The sequence below is a fragment of the Bacillus sp. 166amftsu genome, from assembly GCF_900107445.1.
In the GTDB taxonomy this organism is placed as follows: Bacteria; Bacillota; Bacilli; order Bacillales; family Bacillaceae_G; genus Bacillus_A; species Bacillus_A arachidis.
Genome location: NZ_FNQA01000006.1, coordinates 15899 through 30552, shown reverse-complemented (window position 1 = coordinate 30552; position 14654 = coordinate 15899). Strand labels below are relative to the sequence as shown.

Sequence of the window (14654 nt, the reverse complement as noted above, 5' to 3'; positions counted from 1 at the left end):
AAGAAAAGACAGAAATGGCCTTTTGCCATTCCTGTCTTCTTCATATTATTTTAGTTTTGCAATTCGTTTCTCCATTTCTTTTTGTGTCATCGGCCCGATAAATTTATCTTGAATCACACCTTTTGTATCCACAAAATAAGAAGTTGGAATGGTAATTACTTTATATGTTGTTGTAACAGTTATATCCTTATCAAGTAAAACAGGAAAAGTAATTCCTTTCTCTTCTGCAAACCGCTTCACTTTCTCTTCTCCGTTAGCACCTTCAGAAACCGTATAATTTACAGCAAGGATTTCCACACCATCTTTATGCTTCTTATAGAAAGCTTCCATATCCGGCATTTCCTGCTGACAAGGTCCACACCATGTTGCCCAGAAATTTAAAATAACTTTCTTTCCTTTCAAATCCGATAATTTTACTTTTGTCCCATCTAATTTTGACAACTCAAAATCCGGTGCATTCTTTCCTACTTCAATTCCATTCTTTGCAATGACCTCTTTCATCGTTGCTTCACTTTTCACCGACTCTTCCCTTACTTGTTCTTCATTTTTTCCAAATTGCACATATACTGCGTAACCAGCTAAACAAAGTAAGATGATAATAACCGTAAATTTTCGCCACATATACATCACCCTTATAGTTTCAGTCATTTATCATTTCATTTCAAAAATAATAATCGGATTTACACTTTATTTTAGCTTATACGGACAAGCTTGGAAATATTCTCCTGATAAATAAATAGAATATTCTTAATCAAAAACCGAAAACCCTCTCTTTTTATCATATAATGATAATAGTTATAATTTGGAAGGGGGTCTGATTATCTATGAACAAAACCGTTTTACATTGGTTACAATACATTTTCATTCTTCCCATTTTATTTTTCTCATTATTTATCACAAGCTGGACTGCCAGCTATTTAACCATTTCAGAGGACTGGAAAGAACACCTCGTCTTCACTCCAAAAACAGCAGAAGGCTCCAATCAAACTTATGAAATTGATAAACTACTGTATGTCTTTAAGTACAGTCCAGTTTTTACTACAATTTTTGTATTATCAATTATCTATTTAATAGGAATTATGATAACTCGCTATTTATACTATAGAAAATATAAAACAGGATTCATTGGGTTACAACTCATGATTGTTCTTCCTATTTTTCTTTATACATTACTTGTCACTCATTCTATAGGTACCATGATTGCTGTGGAAAAGAATTGGGAGAAATACTTAGTCTTTTCACCGGCATCAATTACAGATGTAAATCAAATTTACTATATTGATAAATTGTTATACACATTGCAAAAATCGCCTACCTCTTGCATAATTTTCATTCTAAGCTTTCTTTATATAATCGGATTAATCGTTTTTAAAATTTTTACTCAAATGCGTTTTCACAAACGTATAAACACATGAGGTGATACTCTCCCATCTCGTGACTTTTATTTTTGTTATTTTACCATTATTATCTATTGTTTTGGGAATCTTACTCTCTCAGTTGAAATGGCCTTCTGCTGTTATTTCTTTTGTTATTCCACCTATTTTTCGTTATTATATCTGGATGGAATTCACGTGAAATCCCCCTCAATTTCAATGCTTGGATACTTTATAGGCCCTTCTATTCCGTTCCCTCTTATGTTATAGCAATATTTAGAAAATTAAAAACCACAATAAAGAAGATGCTTGTATTTTTTTCTAAAAATGACTTCATTAAAAAAAGGAGGGTTCTTATGCACTCATTTGAAAAAGCTATTCTCTATGTTTTTAGTTTTATATTCTATCCTATTGGTATTATCGCGTGGATTATCTCCCTATTTAGTAAAGATCCTGAAAGAAGAAAAGCCGGCCGTGTTTGCATTTATACAGCTTTGGTATCGTTTATTTTATTCACCACGCTTGGCATTATTAGCTTTTACTCAATTACTTCAATCTCTAGTTCTTAATAATGATAGGCAAGATGAATGCTACGGGAGAGCATCTAATTAGTAAAGAACTACGCTATATGCGCATATGTTTTGTCATCTTAATTATAATCCTTATATTTTTTGACAGAGGAAAGGTTGTTGAAGTTTCTACAAACCACGATTCTTCTCCAGTTGATACACTAACTAGTAATATGATTCAAATTGCAGAAAATGCATTTGCTTATAAGAAGAATGATCCTGCAAGTGGTGATAGACATACCCTTAAAATATTTAATTATAATCCTGAAACAACTAAAATGAAATCAATAAAAGAATTTAATACGGTAGATTCTTCTACATACGACTATCAACTCAATAAAGCGAAATAAATTGTGATATATCATGAATGTATTCCACTAATACAGGCTCGTACAACCTTACCCAATTAGGAATGTCTGAAATAACCAATGTCTCTAATTCTCCTTGCTTCATCCCTTTTCTTTCATTTTCACATAAAATTAGGAAGCTAACCTCAGTCAGCTTCCTAATTTTGATTAAAAATATTTACTTTTCTCTTTTACTACAATAACTTTATTAGTTTGACACTCTAGACTCTTCAATTTTCTCACGAAGAACCATTTGCAGAATACCACCGTGACGATAGTAGTCGATTTCAACTTCACTATCGAAACGTGCTACTACTTCAAATTGTTTTTCATTTCCTTCTGGGTCAATTGCAACTACTTTTACAAGGTCACGTGGTTTAACTGTTTTGTCGATTTGAATTTCAAATGACTCGTTACCAACAAGACCTAGTGTTTCTGCACTTTCGCCATCTTTAAATTGTAATGGCAATACACCCATTAGTACAAGGTTACTACGGTGAATACGCTCAAAGCTTTCTGCGATAACTGCTTTAATACCTAAAAGGTTAGTACCTTTCGCAGCCCAGTCACGAGAGCTTCCCATACCGTAATCTTTGCCAGCAACTACAAGAAGTCCAGTACCGTCTTCTTTGTATTTCATTGCAGCATCATAGATAGATGTTACTTCACCAGTTGGCCAGTAAGTTGTATATCCACCTTCTGTTCCTGGTGCGATTTGGTTTTTAATGCGAATGTTTGCAAATGTACCACGCATCATAACTTCATGGTTACCACGACGAGAACCATAAGAGTTGAAGTCAACTGGCTGTACGCCATTTTCTAATAAATAGCGACCTGCTGGTGTATGTTTACCAATTGAACCTGCTGGTGAAATATGGTCTGTTGTTACAGAGTCTCCAAATTTACCAACTACACGTAAACCTGAAAGTGTTTCTACTTCACCTGGTTCTTTTGATAAACCTTCAAAGAACGGTGGGTTTTGAATGTATGTTGAGTCATTGTCCCAAGTATATAATGCTTCATTTGAAGTTTGGATTTCATTCCAGCGTTCATTGCTGTTAAATACTTGCGCATATTCTTTTTTGAACAGTTCAGATGTTACGACGCTTTGAACCACTTCTTCAATTTCTTTCGCTGATGGCCAAATATCGTTAAAGTAAATAGGATTACCGTTTACATCTTTACCAATTGCATCATTTTTCAAGTCGATATCAACTGTACCAGCAAGCGCATATGCCACAACAAGTGGTGGTGATGCTAAGTAGTTCGCTTTTACAAGCGGATGAATACGACCTTCAAAGTTACGGTTACCAGATAAAACTGATGTTACTAATAAGTCGTTTGCTGCAATTGCTTCTTCTAATTCTAGTGCTAATGGACCAGAGTTACCAATACAAGTTGTGCAGCCGTAACCAACTGTTTGGAATCCTAATTGATCTAGATATGTTGTTAAACCTGATTTATCTAAGTACTCTGTAACAACTTTAGATCCTGGAGCTAATGATGTTTTTACATAACCAGGTACTTTAAGACCTTTTTCAATTGCTTTTTTCGCAACTAAACCTGCACCAATTAATACATATGGGTTAGATGTGTTTGTACAGCTTGTAATCGCAGCGATTGCAATTGCACCTGTTTTCATCGTTACTTCTTGATCTTTTAATACAACTTTCACTTCTTTATCGAATTCTTGTTCATTGAATCCAAGTCCTTGCGTTCCAACTGGTGCCACAACTGCTTTATGGAACTCATCTTTCATATTTGAAAGAGGGATTAAATCTTGTGGACGTTTTGGTCCTGAAAGATTAGATTCAATTGTATTTAAATCAATTTCAACAAGGTCTGTATAAATTGGATCTTTGCTGTCTGCTGTATAGAATAAACCGTTTGCTTTACAATATTCTTCAACAACGCGAATTTGTTCTTCATCTCTTCCTGTTAAACGTAAGTAATCTAATGAAATCTCGTCAATTGGGAAGAATCCGCAAGTTGCACCATATTCTGGTGCCATGTTTGAAATTGTCGCACGGTCAGCTAAAGGCATGCTCTTTAGTCCGTCACCGAAGAACTCAACAAATTTACCAACTACACCCTTTTTACGTAACACTTGCGTTACTTTTAATGCAACGTCTGTTGCTGTTGTACCGCTTGGAAGTGTACCAGTTAACTTCACACCGATAACTTCTGGTACTGGGAAGTATGAAGGTTGTCCAAGCATCCCTGCTTCTGCTTCAATACCACCAACGCCCCATCCAAGAACGCCGATACCATTAATCATTGTAGTATGAGAGTCTGTTCCAACTAATGAATCCGGGTATGCAACTAATTCGCCTTCAGCATTCTTCACAGCATGAACAACTGGTGCTAAATACTCAAGGTTTACTTGGTGTACAATACCTGTTGCTGGTGGAACTGCACGATAATTATCAAATGATTTTTGTGCCCAGCTTAAAAATTTATAACGTTCTTCATTACGTTTAAACTCTAAGTCCATGTTGAATTCAAGCGCGTCAGCTGTACCCGCTCTATCAACCTGTACAGAGTGATCGATTACAAGGTCTACAGTAATTTCTGGATTAATTTTATCAGGATCTCCGCCCATATCTGCCATCGCTTTTCGAAGTGAAGCCAAATCAACGACAGCTGGAACACCTGTGAAGTCTTGTAAAATTACACGAGATGGTTTAAATGGAACATCGATATCTTGAACATCTTTTGTTCCCCATTTCGCTAAATTTGTAACATGCTCTTCTGTAATAACACGTCCATCAACTTGACGAAGTACAGATTCAAGCAAAACTTTAATTGAATATGGTAATTGCGATACGTTGCCAACCCCTGCATTTTCAAGCGCTTTTAATTGATAATAATGATACGTTTTTCCATCTACTTCAAATGTTTCACGAGATTGAAATGGATTATGTTTGACCATTATGTTTCCCCCCTGTTAAACGTGACTGAGTTGTCTGAATATAAAATGTAGACAAACTTTTCAATACCTTACGATAATATCTTATTACAACTTTCTAAATAAGTAAATAATAAGAAACTTATAGTTTATCATAAGTTTTCTTTATCTCTGGAAATTTGAATAGTCCTCGCTCTCCTTATGAATACTATTACCATAAAGTAAAGCTTTCTCTTTGAGCATTACTTTACTGTTCATACATGTACCATTATTTGTTTTTATAAAGAAAATATTATAGGGGTGAAACGAAATGGGTAAACGTAAAGCTAACCATGTAATTCAAGGAATGAATGCTGCATCAGCACAAGGACAAGGGGCTGGCTATAATGAGGAATTCGCCAATGAGCCATTAACACCAGCTCAGCGTCAAAATAATAAAAAACGTAAAAAGAATCAGTAGTAAAAACCCCAAAAGGAGTACCTTTTGGGGTTTTTACTGTTTTTAATGTTTGTAACGTAACAACTCCGAAACTTTCACAAATCGATACCCTTCCTTTTGAAGAGCCGGCAAAATTTTTGCCAATGCAGCTACAGTTTGACCGCGGTCACTCCCACCATCATGCAATAATACTATATCTCCACTCTTCGCATTTGTTACGACATGTTTCACAATAGACTCAGTACCCGGATTTGCCCAATCTCTCGGATCCTGATGCCATGACCATAACACAATTTGATACCCGGCTTCTTTTGCTGTTGCGAATACCGCATCATTAATATATCCGCCTGGTGGACGGAAAAGCATCGGCTCTTTTACCCATTTTTGCAAATATTTTTTCCCCGCTAAAATATCATCTTTTAATTTTTCATCAGATGCGCTTCTAGCATATAAATGATTCATCGTATGGTTTCCAATTTCATGACCTTCCTTCAGCACCTGCTTAATTAAATACGGATTCCGCTGAATTCGAAAACCAATCATAAAAAAAGTTGCCTCAGCTTTATATTGGTGTAATAGCTTTAATACTTGCGGTGTGTATATAGGATCCGGGCCATCATCAAACGTAATTGCAATTATTTTCTCGTTATTTGGTACTTCCCATGTCACATAACCTGTAGGCTCTAATTCTTTTCTCATTAACATTTTTGCTTCTACTTTGTCCACTTGAAATATATGTACTACACAAATTAAACAAATGATTATTATTACAGAAATTTTTCTTTTCAACATATTGACTCCAGAATTGAACAGGTTGTTGAAATCATACAACAACCTGTTCAATCATCTAACTGATCCACATCTCGCATAATATTTTGTAAATTACTTTCAAACTGTTCAAGTTGTGGACGTTGTGTTTCAGATGCTACTTCTAATGCATTTTGGATTTGTTCATATGCCTCTTGTACTTCTTGTCGTAAATGTTTTAAATCCTGACCATAATTCGGATCATTTCTCACGATATTATTGTATAAATTTTCCGCTTGTACGACTCCTTGTTGCGCGGCTTGAAAAGCTTGCTGTTTATCTTTATGATACGGCATATGCTTTCCCCTTTCTGTTAAAGTTAGTCTTACTTATCTTTACCGTTTTTCATAAAAACATTCTCGTATAAATTTACAAAGTTCTCTCATTCTAAATATAAGAGGGAGGTGACAACATGGAAAAAAACAATAGCAAGTCCATTCGTCAAAATACCAAAAAAGGACAGCCTTCTGGGCAACCTGAGCCTTTAAGTGGATCTCATAAAGTAAAAAATCGAAATCATTCAAGACAAAAAAATCACGCACATCACGATATGTAAAAGTGGGACAATGCATATGCATTGTCCTCCTTGCTTTAGCCACTTTCAATAAACTCATTGACATATTTTCCAGTTTACTTTTCACCTCTAATTTCTTAATGCATATTATAGTATGAATTGAGACTTTACGGAGGGTGTCTTACATGGGCAAGAAAAAGAAAAATTGTCTTTTTCGTGTTGATGGTTTTGAAGAATGGATGGATCAATTTTGCTCTGATTCATACGACAACTTTAGTTTCCCTAATCACATCCACATTGATCTTTGTGAAACAGAGCAAGAGTACATTTTAGAGACTGATATCCCTAATGCTTCAGAACAAAATGTACTTATAAACAAGATGGAGACAGGCCTAACAATTCATATATTCCATAAGAATTCATCCTTACAACGAACAATTTCTTTACCTACCAATATCATTTATAAGAAAATGCTAGCCTGTTTAGAAAATGGGTTTCTTTCCATACACATTTCCAAAACCGAATTTGCAAATAAATATGAGAAAAAAGTACTTTTTTTAAATTAAAACGTTATATAAAAAGCAGGGTAAGAAAAGTTCTCTACCAACTTTTCCTATCCTGCTTTTCTTTTAATACCTATAATTATACCCTAGCTGTTCTAGATAACTCCATGTCAATACCATATGTAAACTGTAACTCTTTGCAAACATCCTTGATTAGGATGTCTACATTATACTTATCATTAAATTCAAGGACCGCAGTTTCTACTTCCTCATACGTATATTTGTATTCACCAGTAATGACACTTTTTAAATCAAAACATTCATTGATACAAAGCTGAACGAGAAGCTGATCATACATAGCGGACACATCTTCTTTTTTCCATAATAGTTCTTTTACATATAACCGATCAAACATCACGCTTTCTCGATTACATTCCGTTAAAGTCCGGGTCATTGCATGTAATTCACGATATAGTTCAGAAATATTTGTATTGAGACGAATCAATTTGTCTACGCCATTTTCGTACAGCATTTCATCCACCCCCGTATGTTCCTTTTTCCTATTATAGCAAGAAAATTCTAAAAATAGGTTTTTTCTTCTGAAATATTAGGAAACTTATTTAGATTGTTTTACAATAAATCTAGTGAAATAGAAAGGAGTACGAAAGTGAATAAAAAATTATACTACACCGATGCCTATCAGCAATCATTTACAGCACAAATTATAAAACAGGACTATGATAACGCAGGAAATTTATATGTTACTTTAACAGAGTCAGCCTTTTATCCAACTGGCGGCGGCCAACCACATGACACAGGAACATTAAATGATGCTTCCGTCACCAATGTTGAGGAAGTTGAAGACGAAATTCGTCATTTTATATCAAACGAATTACATACAAAAGAAGTGATAGGTGAAATCAATTGGCAACGTCGTTTTGATCATATGCAACAACATACAGCACAGCACATCCTATCTGCTGCCTTTTGGGATCATTTTGACATTCCTACAATTGGTTTTCATCTCGGAAAAGAAACAATAACAATTGATTTAGACACGCCTGAACTTTCGGTAGAAACAGCTACTAGCGCACTCCAGATCGCAAATCAAATCGTCTTCGAAAACCATCCTATCCATATCAAATGGATGAATTTAGAGGAAGCAAAACAGTTGCCTCTCCGAAAAGAACCAACCATTACAGAAAATATTCGTGTTGTAATGATTGAAAACTACGATTACAACGGGTGTGGCGGTACACATCCAAAATTTACAGGTGAAGTGGGACCAATTCATATAATGGGCTGGGAGCGAAATAAAGGTGGCATCCGTTTAACATTTGTTGCAGGATGGCGTGCACTCAAGTTATTGGGACATTATCAACAAATTATTAAAGACGTTTCCAAACAGTTAAACAGTAGTGAAAATGATATTTCAAATAAAGTAACCCAGCTGCTTACCTCTCAGAAAGAAAGTGAAAAAGCACTACAAACTATGAACGAAAAACTACTATTCGTAGAAGCAACTGAATTACTGCAAGAATCCCAAAACATACATGCTGGCACACTCATTTCTAAAGTCTTTAGAAATCGTTCCATGCAGGAAATCACGAAATTATCAGCTATTATTACTGAACAAAATGAACACTCGATTACATACCTGGTTACTGAAAGCGGAGAAAAACTACAATGTGTTCTTGCATGCGGAAAAGAAGTAACAGCAAACATGAATACAATTTTAAAAAATGCTCTCCCTGCTATTGAAGGAAAAGGCGGTGGTAATCAAAAAATTGCTCGCGGCGGCGGTAAAGCAGTTGTTACAGGAGAAGCATTTTTAGCTCAACTTATTCATTTATCACAAAAAATTGTTTGAAATAAAATATAAAGGATAGCTTGATGCTATCTCTGCTTAGAATGAAATAAAATCAAAACCTGGAAGTAATGTTTATAAACCAAAAAAAGTAGAAAACTAGATTTTTTCTAGTATTCTACTTTCTCAAATAATAGAGCAAGCCCTATTCCTCCACCAATACCTAATGTTGCAATTACGTATTGTGCCTTTTCTCTTTGTACTTGGTGGAATAAACGAGTCACAAGCATCGCTCCTGATGCACCGTAAGGATGACCAAGCGCAATTGCTCCACCGTTCACATTTAGCTTTTCATATGGAATATGTAGTTCTTGTGCACACGCTACAATTTTCGCAGCAAAAGCCTCGTTCATTTCAATATAATCAACATCGTCTATTGATAGATTCTGATCTTGTAATAACTTTTGCACAGCAAATATAGGCCCACTCCCTGGCAAATGCGGATTCACACCAATAACAGTACTATGAACAAACCGAAGAATCGGGTTATATCCAAGTTCACGAGCCTTCCTTTCCTCCATTACGAGTACAGCACACGCTCCATCATTCACACCACAAGAATTTCCTGCTGTCACTGTTCCTTCTTGTAAAAAAGCCGGCCTTGTTCTCTTTATCATTCGTTCATAATTCATTCCGTACTTTATCGTTTCATCCTCCGTTACATTTGAAGAAATCGGAAGGATTTCTTTTTGTAAATATCCTTTTTTAAGTGCTAGCAATGTTCTTTGATAACTGAAACGAGCATATTTATCTTGCATGTCCCTTGTAATTTTATAATGTTCTGCTACATACTCTGCTGCCACTCCCATATCTGGGTCTCCAATAAAATCAGGTGAAAAACGAGCTCTATTCGGGAAGGAAGATGTGCTTGTGCTTTCCACCCCTCCAGCAATATAACAATTACCTGCCCTGCCTTGAATAAGGTGACAAGCCATTCGAATTGCTTCTAATCCTGCACCGCACTGGCGATCTATTGTTATACCTGGTATTTTATAAGGAAGCCTAGCTTCAAGTGCTGATAACCGCGCAACATTTCCACCTGGTCCAACAACGTTTCCCAATATTACATCATCAATTTCATGCTCTATTCCTTTACTTAAGTGCGCCAGTAAAGGTGCTGCCAATTGCTGAACCTCATATCCTTTCAACATTCCATTTTTCTTACCAATCGGCGTTCTCTTTCCATCTACAATAACAGCTCTATTCATAAACTTTCTCCTGCTTTTCAATGATCCTTTTTACTACTTCACGAGCAATTTTCCCACTACTTGTATGAGGGATTTCATCAATAAAATACCACTCTCTTGGAATTTTAAATGATGATAATCGTTGTAAGCAAAAACTTTTCAGCTCTTGCTTTGTAGCTTTCCCCTTCACTATCGCAACAGGCTTTTCGCCCCAATATTCATCTTTCATACCAATAATTACAATTTCTTCAACATGTGGGTGAGTAGATACTACACTCTCTATCTCCTCTGGAAAAATATTTATACCTCCAAATAAAATCATGTTTTTTTCTCTACCCACTATATATATAAAACCTTCCTCATCTTGATACCCTATGTCATGTACAGTCATCCAACCATCTTTTGTAACTTGACAAGATAGATTTCCATTCAGTAAATATCCCATAAAAAACTGATTACTTTTCACATAAACTGTTCCAATTTCACCTTGCTTTAATTCTCTACCCTTTTCATTACATATCCGAACTTGCACATTATGACATGGCTTTCCAACTGAAGAGGCTTTTCTTTCACTTTCTACATCTGTTAGTGCTGTAACAAAACTTAATTCAGAAGCACCATAAAATTCGTATCTTTTTGCATACGGAAATACGGCTTTTACTTTCTGTTTTGCTTCAGTTTCCCATTTTGCTCCTGAAGAAATTATTTTTATTTCTTGCTCTATAATACTTTCTTCTTTATATAATGCCTCTAGCATCGTTGGAACGGTATACATCACTGAAATCTTCTCTTGTTTTAATATAGATAACACACGATTTGGAATGAACTTTTCTACTAGATACACTGTTTGTCCTAAATATAGTGCACTTATTGCTCCGTATAAAAAAAGAGAGTGCACCAATGTACCCGCAAGCAAAACAATGTCATTATTTTTCATATGGAAATCATGCAAATTGCAATCAAAGCTATGAACCCAAGAATCCTGTGCACGAAGAAATGCCTTTGCCTCGCCAGTTGATCCCGATGTAAACCCCATATAGAAAGGGAGATTTTGTACACTTTCTGAAGAATGATACGTATTTAACTGATTGCCCACCAGCGGATTCCATTCATTGATAGAAAGTACAGTTCCATTTATTCGTGGCAATTCATTCATATTACATTGCTCAGCCGCAATGACAATAGTTGGATTTGCTAACTTCAACCTTGTTTCAAGTTCATCCTGCTTCCACTTTAAATCAAGTGGCACACAAACCCATCCTGCCAATGCAGCACCTGCAAAGATTTGTAAAAATTCAATACGATTCTCTAATAAAATCGCAACCGTTTTATTCATAGTTTTTTCTTTATTGAGCCAATTTGCAACTTGGCAAACAGATTCATGCCATTCTTTATATGTTATTCGTCTATCTTTTTCCTGGATCGCTATTTTATCCGGATGTATACAAGTATGTTTCCTATAAGGCGATGCAATCCCCACTACTATTCATCCTTTCCTTTCAGATAACAAAAAGAAACACGCTAATACGTGTTTCCTAGATTTTATAAAGTCTCTTACGTTCTTTAGCTAGCATTTGAGATTTTAGCATTCTTTACAGCAGGCGTAATAATATGTTTCAGTGAACGATGTAATCTAGGTACAAGAAATGCTGCAATCACAGCTTTAATGAAATCACCTGGCAAAAATACGACACTTACTTTAATCGCTTTCCATACAGAAATATCCATGATAAATGATTGAACAGTCACGCCAAATATATAAACAACTAGAATTCCACCAATTATATTAATGAAAAATACTTTTATAACAGATACATGACGTAAGCGTTCTACAAGGTACCCTATCACGAATGCTCCAACAACGTATCCAATTAAATAACCTGCACTCGGACTAACAAATACCCCTGGACCACCGCGACCACCAGCTAATAATGGCGCTCCTACTCCAACAACAAACAAGAAAACCATTTGACTTAATGCCCCAAGGCGAGATCCAAGCAATCCTCCTGCAAGCATAACACCAAGAGATTGCAATGTAATAGGAACAGGTGTAACAGAAAGCGCAATTGGTGGTATCAGTCCTAACACACCCATAATTGCACTAAATAAAGCGACAAAAACTAAATTCTTTGTATTCATGTATTTATTTCCCCTGTTTGTAAACTATAAATTATGATAGGATAACATATCATTGGAGTTATCTTACCTTTTCTCTTGCATTATTGTCAACAATTTTATAATTTTAGTTAACAATTAAAACCACTATAAGCAGGATTCATGTATAAGAAGAGGCGACTCCTGCTGATGGGAGTCGCCTCTTCTTATACATTATTTTTCGCTACTTTTATGCAAATTCTCTAGTTCTTTTCGTAATGTTTGTTTTAAAAATTTCCCAACCGATGTTTTAGGAATTTCCTCCATAAACACAATATCATCTGGCAACCACCACTTTGCAAACTGTGGTTGTAAAAATTCATATAATTCTTCTTTCGTTACAGACCTATTTTGTTTTTGTACAACACATGCAATAGGACGTTCCTGCCACTGAGGATGAGGAACCGCGACAACAGCAGCTTCAAATACCGCCTCATGTGCCATTAAAGCATTTTCTAAATCTACAGATGAAATCCACTCACCCCCACTTTTAATCACATCTTTTGTACGGTCAACAATTTTAACACAGCCTTCCTCATCAACTGTAACAACATCCCCTGTATATAACCAACCATCACGGAATCCTTCTACAGTGCGTTCATCGTTATAATAACTTGCAGCAATCCACGGTGCCCGTAAGCACAATTCCCCCATCTCAGTTCCATCCCACTTCACTTCTCCGTTTACTCCAACTACTTTCATCTCAACACCTGGCACAAGATACCCTTGTTTTGATCGAATTCCAAGTTGGTCTTCGTAAGATAAATTTGTCTCATAACTTTTTAACCTTGCAAGTGTCACAAGTGGACTTGTTTCAGTCATTCCATATGCATGGACAAATGGTACATTATACTTTTGCTCAAATGCTGCAATTACACTTTTAGGAGCTGCAGCACCCCCACATAAAATCCGTTTCATACTTGATAAATCGTAACGATTATTTTCTAATTCCTGCAAAACACCAATCCAAATTGTTGGTACACCAGCAGCCAAAGTTACTTTTTCATTCTGTATCATGTCAAGCAAAATTTTCGGTGTAAACATTGGACCAGGTAACACTTGTTTCGCGCCAAACCACGTTGCCGCAAAAGGCAACCCCCAAGCATTGACGTGAAACATTGGAACAATTGCCATTGCTGCATCACTTTCAGATAATGCTGCTGTATCCGCGAGTCCTAGCGCCATACAATGCAGTACTGTACTACGATGCGTATATACAACACCTTTTGGGTTACCTGTTGTCGCAGACGTATAACACATACCTGCTGGTGTGTTTTCATCAATATCTTTTAAGAATGAAAAATCAGGATCTCCTTCTGCGAGTAGTTGTTCATAGTGATAAACAGGTTCTAATGAAGTTTCTGGAAGTTCTTTTTTATCACTCATAATGATGTATGCTTGTACAGTTGATAATTCACCTTGAATTTTTTCAACAAGTGGTACAAGATCTTCATCAATGAGTAAAATACGATCTTCTGCATGTCTAATAATATAGGAAATATGCCCAGGAGATAAGCGAATATTAATAGTATGCAAGACAGATCCAATGCCCGGAATTGCGAAATACGCTTCTACATGTCGATGATGATTCCAAGCTAAAGTTCCAACTCGTTCCCCTTCTTTTATCCCTAATTTTTTTAACGCACTAGAAAGTCTTCTCGTTCGTTCTCCTAATTGCTTGTATGTTAAAGTTGTGATCGTATCATGTGTACGCGAGACAATTTCTTTTTTTGGAAACAGCTTTTCTGCCCTTTCTATCATAGAACTAATTGTTAATGGTACATTCATCATCATATTTGTCCCAACCTCCCGTTAAAGCGTTTTCATTTTTAAGTATTATACCAAACTTTCACGTTCTAAAGTTTTATTTTTCTGTATTTTCTGAATTATTTCCAAAGAAATAATTCAGCTTCTCTCATAATTGAAAAGAGAGTGGCTACATGAGAAACCTCCTCTCTTTATCTTTTGATAATATGTATCGAACGT

16 protein-coding genes are annotated in these 14654 nt (G+C 35.8%); 7 read left to right on the top strand and 9 right to left on the bottom strand.

Annotated elements, in window-relative coordinates; all coding sequences use genetic code 11:
* Nucleotides 1-45: 45 nt before the first annotated feature.
* Complete coding sequence (locus tag BLV40_RS16115) at nucleotides 46-621, bottom strand: redoxin domain-containing protein (RefSeq protein WP_090691750.1); 576 nt, start codon at nucleotides 619-621, stop codon at nucleotides 46-48.
* 203 nt (nucleotides 622-824) lie between these two features.
* Between BLV40_RS16115 and BLV40_RS16110 the strand changes: the two genes are divergently transcribed.
* From BLV40_RS16110 to BLV40_RS16100, 3 genes are all read left to right on the top strand, one after another.
* Nucleotides 825-1415, top strand: a complete 591-nt coding sequence (locus BLV40_RS16110; RefSeq protein ID WP_026591638.1) for a DUF4306 domain-containing protein — start codon at nucleotides 825-827, stop codon at nucleotides 1413-1415.
* A 314-nt stretch (nucleotides 1416-1729) separates the two neighbouring features.
* Nucleotides 1730-1942, top strand: a complete 213-nt coding sequence (locus BLV40_RS16105; RefSeq protein WP_081811005.1) for a hypothetical protein — start codon at nucleotides 1730-1732, stop codon at nucleotides 1940-1942.
* Nucleotides 1943-1956: 14 nt separating this feature from the next.
* On the top strand, nucleotides 1957-2292 hold the full coding sequence (locus BLV40_RS16100) for a hypothetical protein (RefSeq protein WP_090691747.1): 336 nt from the start codon (nucleotides 1957-1959) through the stop codon (nucleotides 2290-2292).
* Nucleotides 2293-2497: 205 nt separating this feature from the next.
* Here the strand turns inward: BLV40_RS16100 and acnA are convergent, their stop codons facing one another.
* The gene (acnA, locus tag BLV40_RS16095) at nucleotides 2498-5221 is read right to left on the bottom strand and encodes an aconitate hydratase AcnA (protein ID WP_090691744.1); all 2724 of its coding nucleotides are present in this window, start codon (nucleotides 5219-5221) and stop codon (nucleotides 2498-2500) included.
* Nucleotides 5222-5507: 286 nt separating this feature from the next.
* On the opposite strand from acnA, the gene sspO reads away from it, so the two are divergent.
* Entirely contained in the window at nucleotides 5508-5657 is a 150-nt protein-coding gene (sspO, locus tag BLV40_RS16090; protein WP_026591642.1) for a small acid-soluble spore protein O, read from the top strand.
* A 42-nt stretch (nucleotides 5658-5699) separates the two neighbouring features.
* Here sspO and BLV40_RS16085 read toward each other — a convergent pair whose 3' ends face one another.
* A complete protein-coding gene (locus BLV40_RS16085) occupies nucleotides 5700-6428 on the bottom strand; it encodes a polysaccharide deacetylase family protein (protein WP_026591643.1) in 729 nt (242 codons plus the stop codon).
* Nucleotides 6429-6475: 47 nt separating this feature from the next.
* On the bottom strand, nucleotides 6476-6739 hold the full coding sequence (locus BLV40_RS16080; protein WP_026591644.1) for a hypothetical protein: 264 nt from the start codon (nucleotides 6737-6739) through the stop codon (nucleotides 6476-6478).
* A 116-nt stretch (nucleotides 6740-6855) separates the two neighbouring features.
* On the opposite strand from BLV40_RS16080, the gene BLV40_RS16075 reads away from it, so the two are divergent.
* Both BLV40_RS16075 and BLV40_RS16070 read left to right on the top strand, forming a co-directional pair.
* Nucleotides 6856-6999, top strand: coding sequence for a small acid-soluble spore protein P (locus tag BLV40_RS16075; RefSeq protein WP_000414451.1), 144 nt, complete (start codon nucleotides 6856-6858; stop codon nucleotides 6997-6999).
* Nucleotides 7000-7142: 143 nt separating this feature from the next.
* Nucleotides 7143-7523: an Hsp20 family protein gene (locus BLV40_RS16070; RefSeq protein ID WP_026591645.1), complete on the top strand. Its 381-nt coding sequence runs from the start codon at nucleotides 7143-7145 to the stop codon at nucleotides 7521-7523.
* Between the two features lie 76 nt (nucleotides 7524-7599).
* On the opposite strand, the gene BLV40_RS16065 is transcribed toward BLV40_RS16070, so the two are convergent.
* Complete coding sequence (locus BLV40_RS16065; RefSeq protein ID WP_026591646.1) at nucleotides 7600-7992, bottom strand: hypothetical protein; 393 nt, start codon at nucleotides 7990-7992, stop codon at nucleotides 7600-7602.
* Between the two features lie 135 nt (nucleotides 7993-8127).
* Here BLV40_RS16065 and BLV40_RS16060 point away from each other — a divergent pair, with 135 nt between their 5' ends.
* The gene (locus BLV40_RS16060; RefSeq protein WP_090691737.1) at nucleotides 8128-9330 is read left to right on the top strand and encodes an alanyl-tRNA editing protein; all 1203 of its coding nucleotides are present in this window, start codon (nucleotides 8128-8130) and stop codon (nucleotides 9328-9330) included.
* A gap of 107 nt (nucleotides 9331-9437) precedes the next feature.
* On the opposite strand, the gene BLV40_RS16055 is transcribed toward BLV40_RS16060, so the two are convergent.
* From BLV40_RS16055 to BLV40_RS16040, 4 genes are all read right to left on the bottom strand, one after another.
* Nucleotides 9438-10535, bottom strand: coding sequence for an acetyl-CoA C-acyltransferase (locus BLV40_RS16055; RefSeq protein WP_090691735.1), 1098 nt, complete (start codon nucleotides 10533-10535; stop codon nucleotides 9438-9440).
* The gene (locus BLV40_RS16050; RefSeq protein WP_090691732.1) at nucleotides 10528-11994 is read right to left on the bottom strand and encodes an acyl-CoA synthetase; all 1467 of its coding nucleotides are present in this window, start codon (nucleotides 11992-11994) and stop codon (nucleotides 10528-10530) included. Before BLV40_RS16050 ends, BLV40_RS16055 begins: the two co-directional genes overlap by 8 nt.
* A gap of 83 nt (nucleotides 11995-12077) precedes the next feature.
* The gene (locus BLV40_RS16045; protein WP_090691729.1) at nucleotides 12078-12653 is read right to left on the bottom strand and encodes a biotin transporter BioY; all 576 of its coding nucleotides are present in this window, start codon (nucleotides 12651-12653) and stop codon (nucleotides 12078-12080) included.
* A gap of 189 nt (nucleotides 12654-12842) precedes the next feature.
* Nucleotides 12843-14462, bottom strand: coding sequence for a long-chain fatty acid--CoA ligase (locus BLV40_RS16040; RefSeq protein ID WP_090691726.1), 1620 nt, complete (start codon nucleotides 14460-14462; stop codon nucleotides 12843-12845).
* Between the last annotated feature and the right edge of the window lie 192 nt (nucleotides 14463-14654).

Excerpts from the sequence above, each read along its gene's own strand:
- BLV40_RS16115 (WP_090691750.1), bottom strand. The coding sequence starts at position 621 with ATGTGGCGAAAATTTACGGTTATTATCATCTTACTTTGTTTAGCTGGT.
- BLV40_RS16110 (WP_026591638.1), top strand. The coding sequence starts at position 825 with ATGAACAAAACCGTTTTACATTGGTTACAATACATTTTCATTCTTCCC.
- BLV40_RS16105 (WP_081811005.1), top strand. The coding sequence starts at position 1,730 with ATGCACTCATTTGAAAAAGCTATTCTCTATGTTTTTAGTTTTATATTC.
- BLV40_RS16100 (WP_090691747.1), top strand. The coding sequence starts at position 1,957 with ATGAATGCTACGGGAGAGCATCTAATTAGTAAAGAACTACGCTATATG.
- acnA (WP_090691744.1), bottom strand. The coding sequence starts at position 5,221 with ATGGTCAAACATAATCCATTTCAATCTCGTGAAACATTTGAAGTAGAT.
- sspO (WP_026591642.1), top strand. The coding sequence starts at position 5,508 with ATGGGTAAACGTAAAGCTAACCATGTAATTCAAGGAATGAATGCTGCA.
- BLV40_RS16085 (WP_026591643.1), bottom strand. The coding sequence starts at position 6,428 with ATGTTGAAAAGAAAAATTTCTGTAATAATAATCATTTGTTTAATTTGT.
- BLV40_RS16080 (WP_026591644.1), bottom strand. The coding sequence starts at position 6,739 with ATGCCGTATCATAAAGATAAACAGCAAGCTTTTCAAGCCGCGCAACAA.
- BLV40_RS16075 (WP_000414451.1), top strand. The coding sequence starts at position 6,856 with ATGGAAAAAAACAATAGCAAGTCCATTCGTCAAAATACCAAAAAAGGA.
- BLV40_RS16070 (WP_026591645.1), top strand. The coding sequence starts at position 7,143 with ATGGGCAAGAAAAAGAAAAATTGTCTTTTTCGTGTTGATGGTTTTGAA.
- BLV40_RS16065 (WP_026591646.1), bottom strand. The coding sequence starts at position 7,992 with ATGCTGTACGAAAATGGCGTAGACAAATTGATTCGTCTCAATACAAAT.
- BLV40_RS16055 (WP_090691735.1), bottom strand. The coding sequence starts at position 10,535 with ATGAATAGAGCTGTTATTGTAGATGGAAAGAGAACGCCGATTGGTAAG.
- BLV40_RS16045 (WP_090691729.1), bottom strand. The coding sequence starts at position 12,653 with ATGAATACAAAGAATTTAGTTTTTGTCGCTTTATTTAGTGCAATTATG.
- BLV40_RS16040 (WP_090691726.1), bottom strand. The coding sequence starts at position 14,462 with ATGATGATGAATGTACCATTAACAATTAGTTCTATGATAGAAAGGGCA.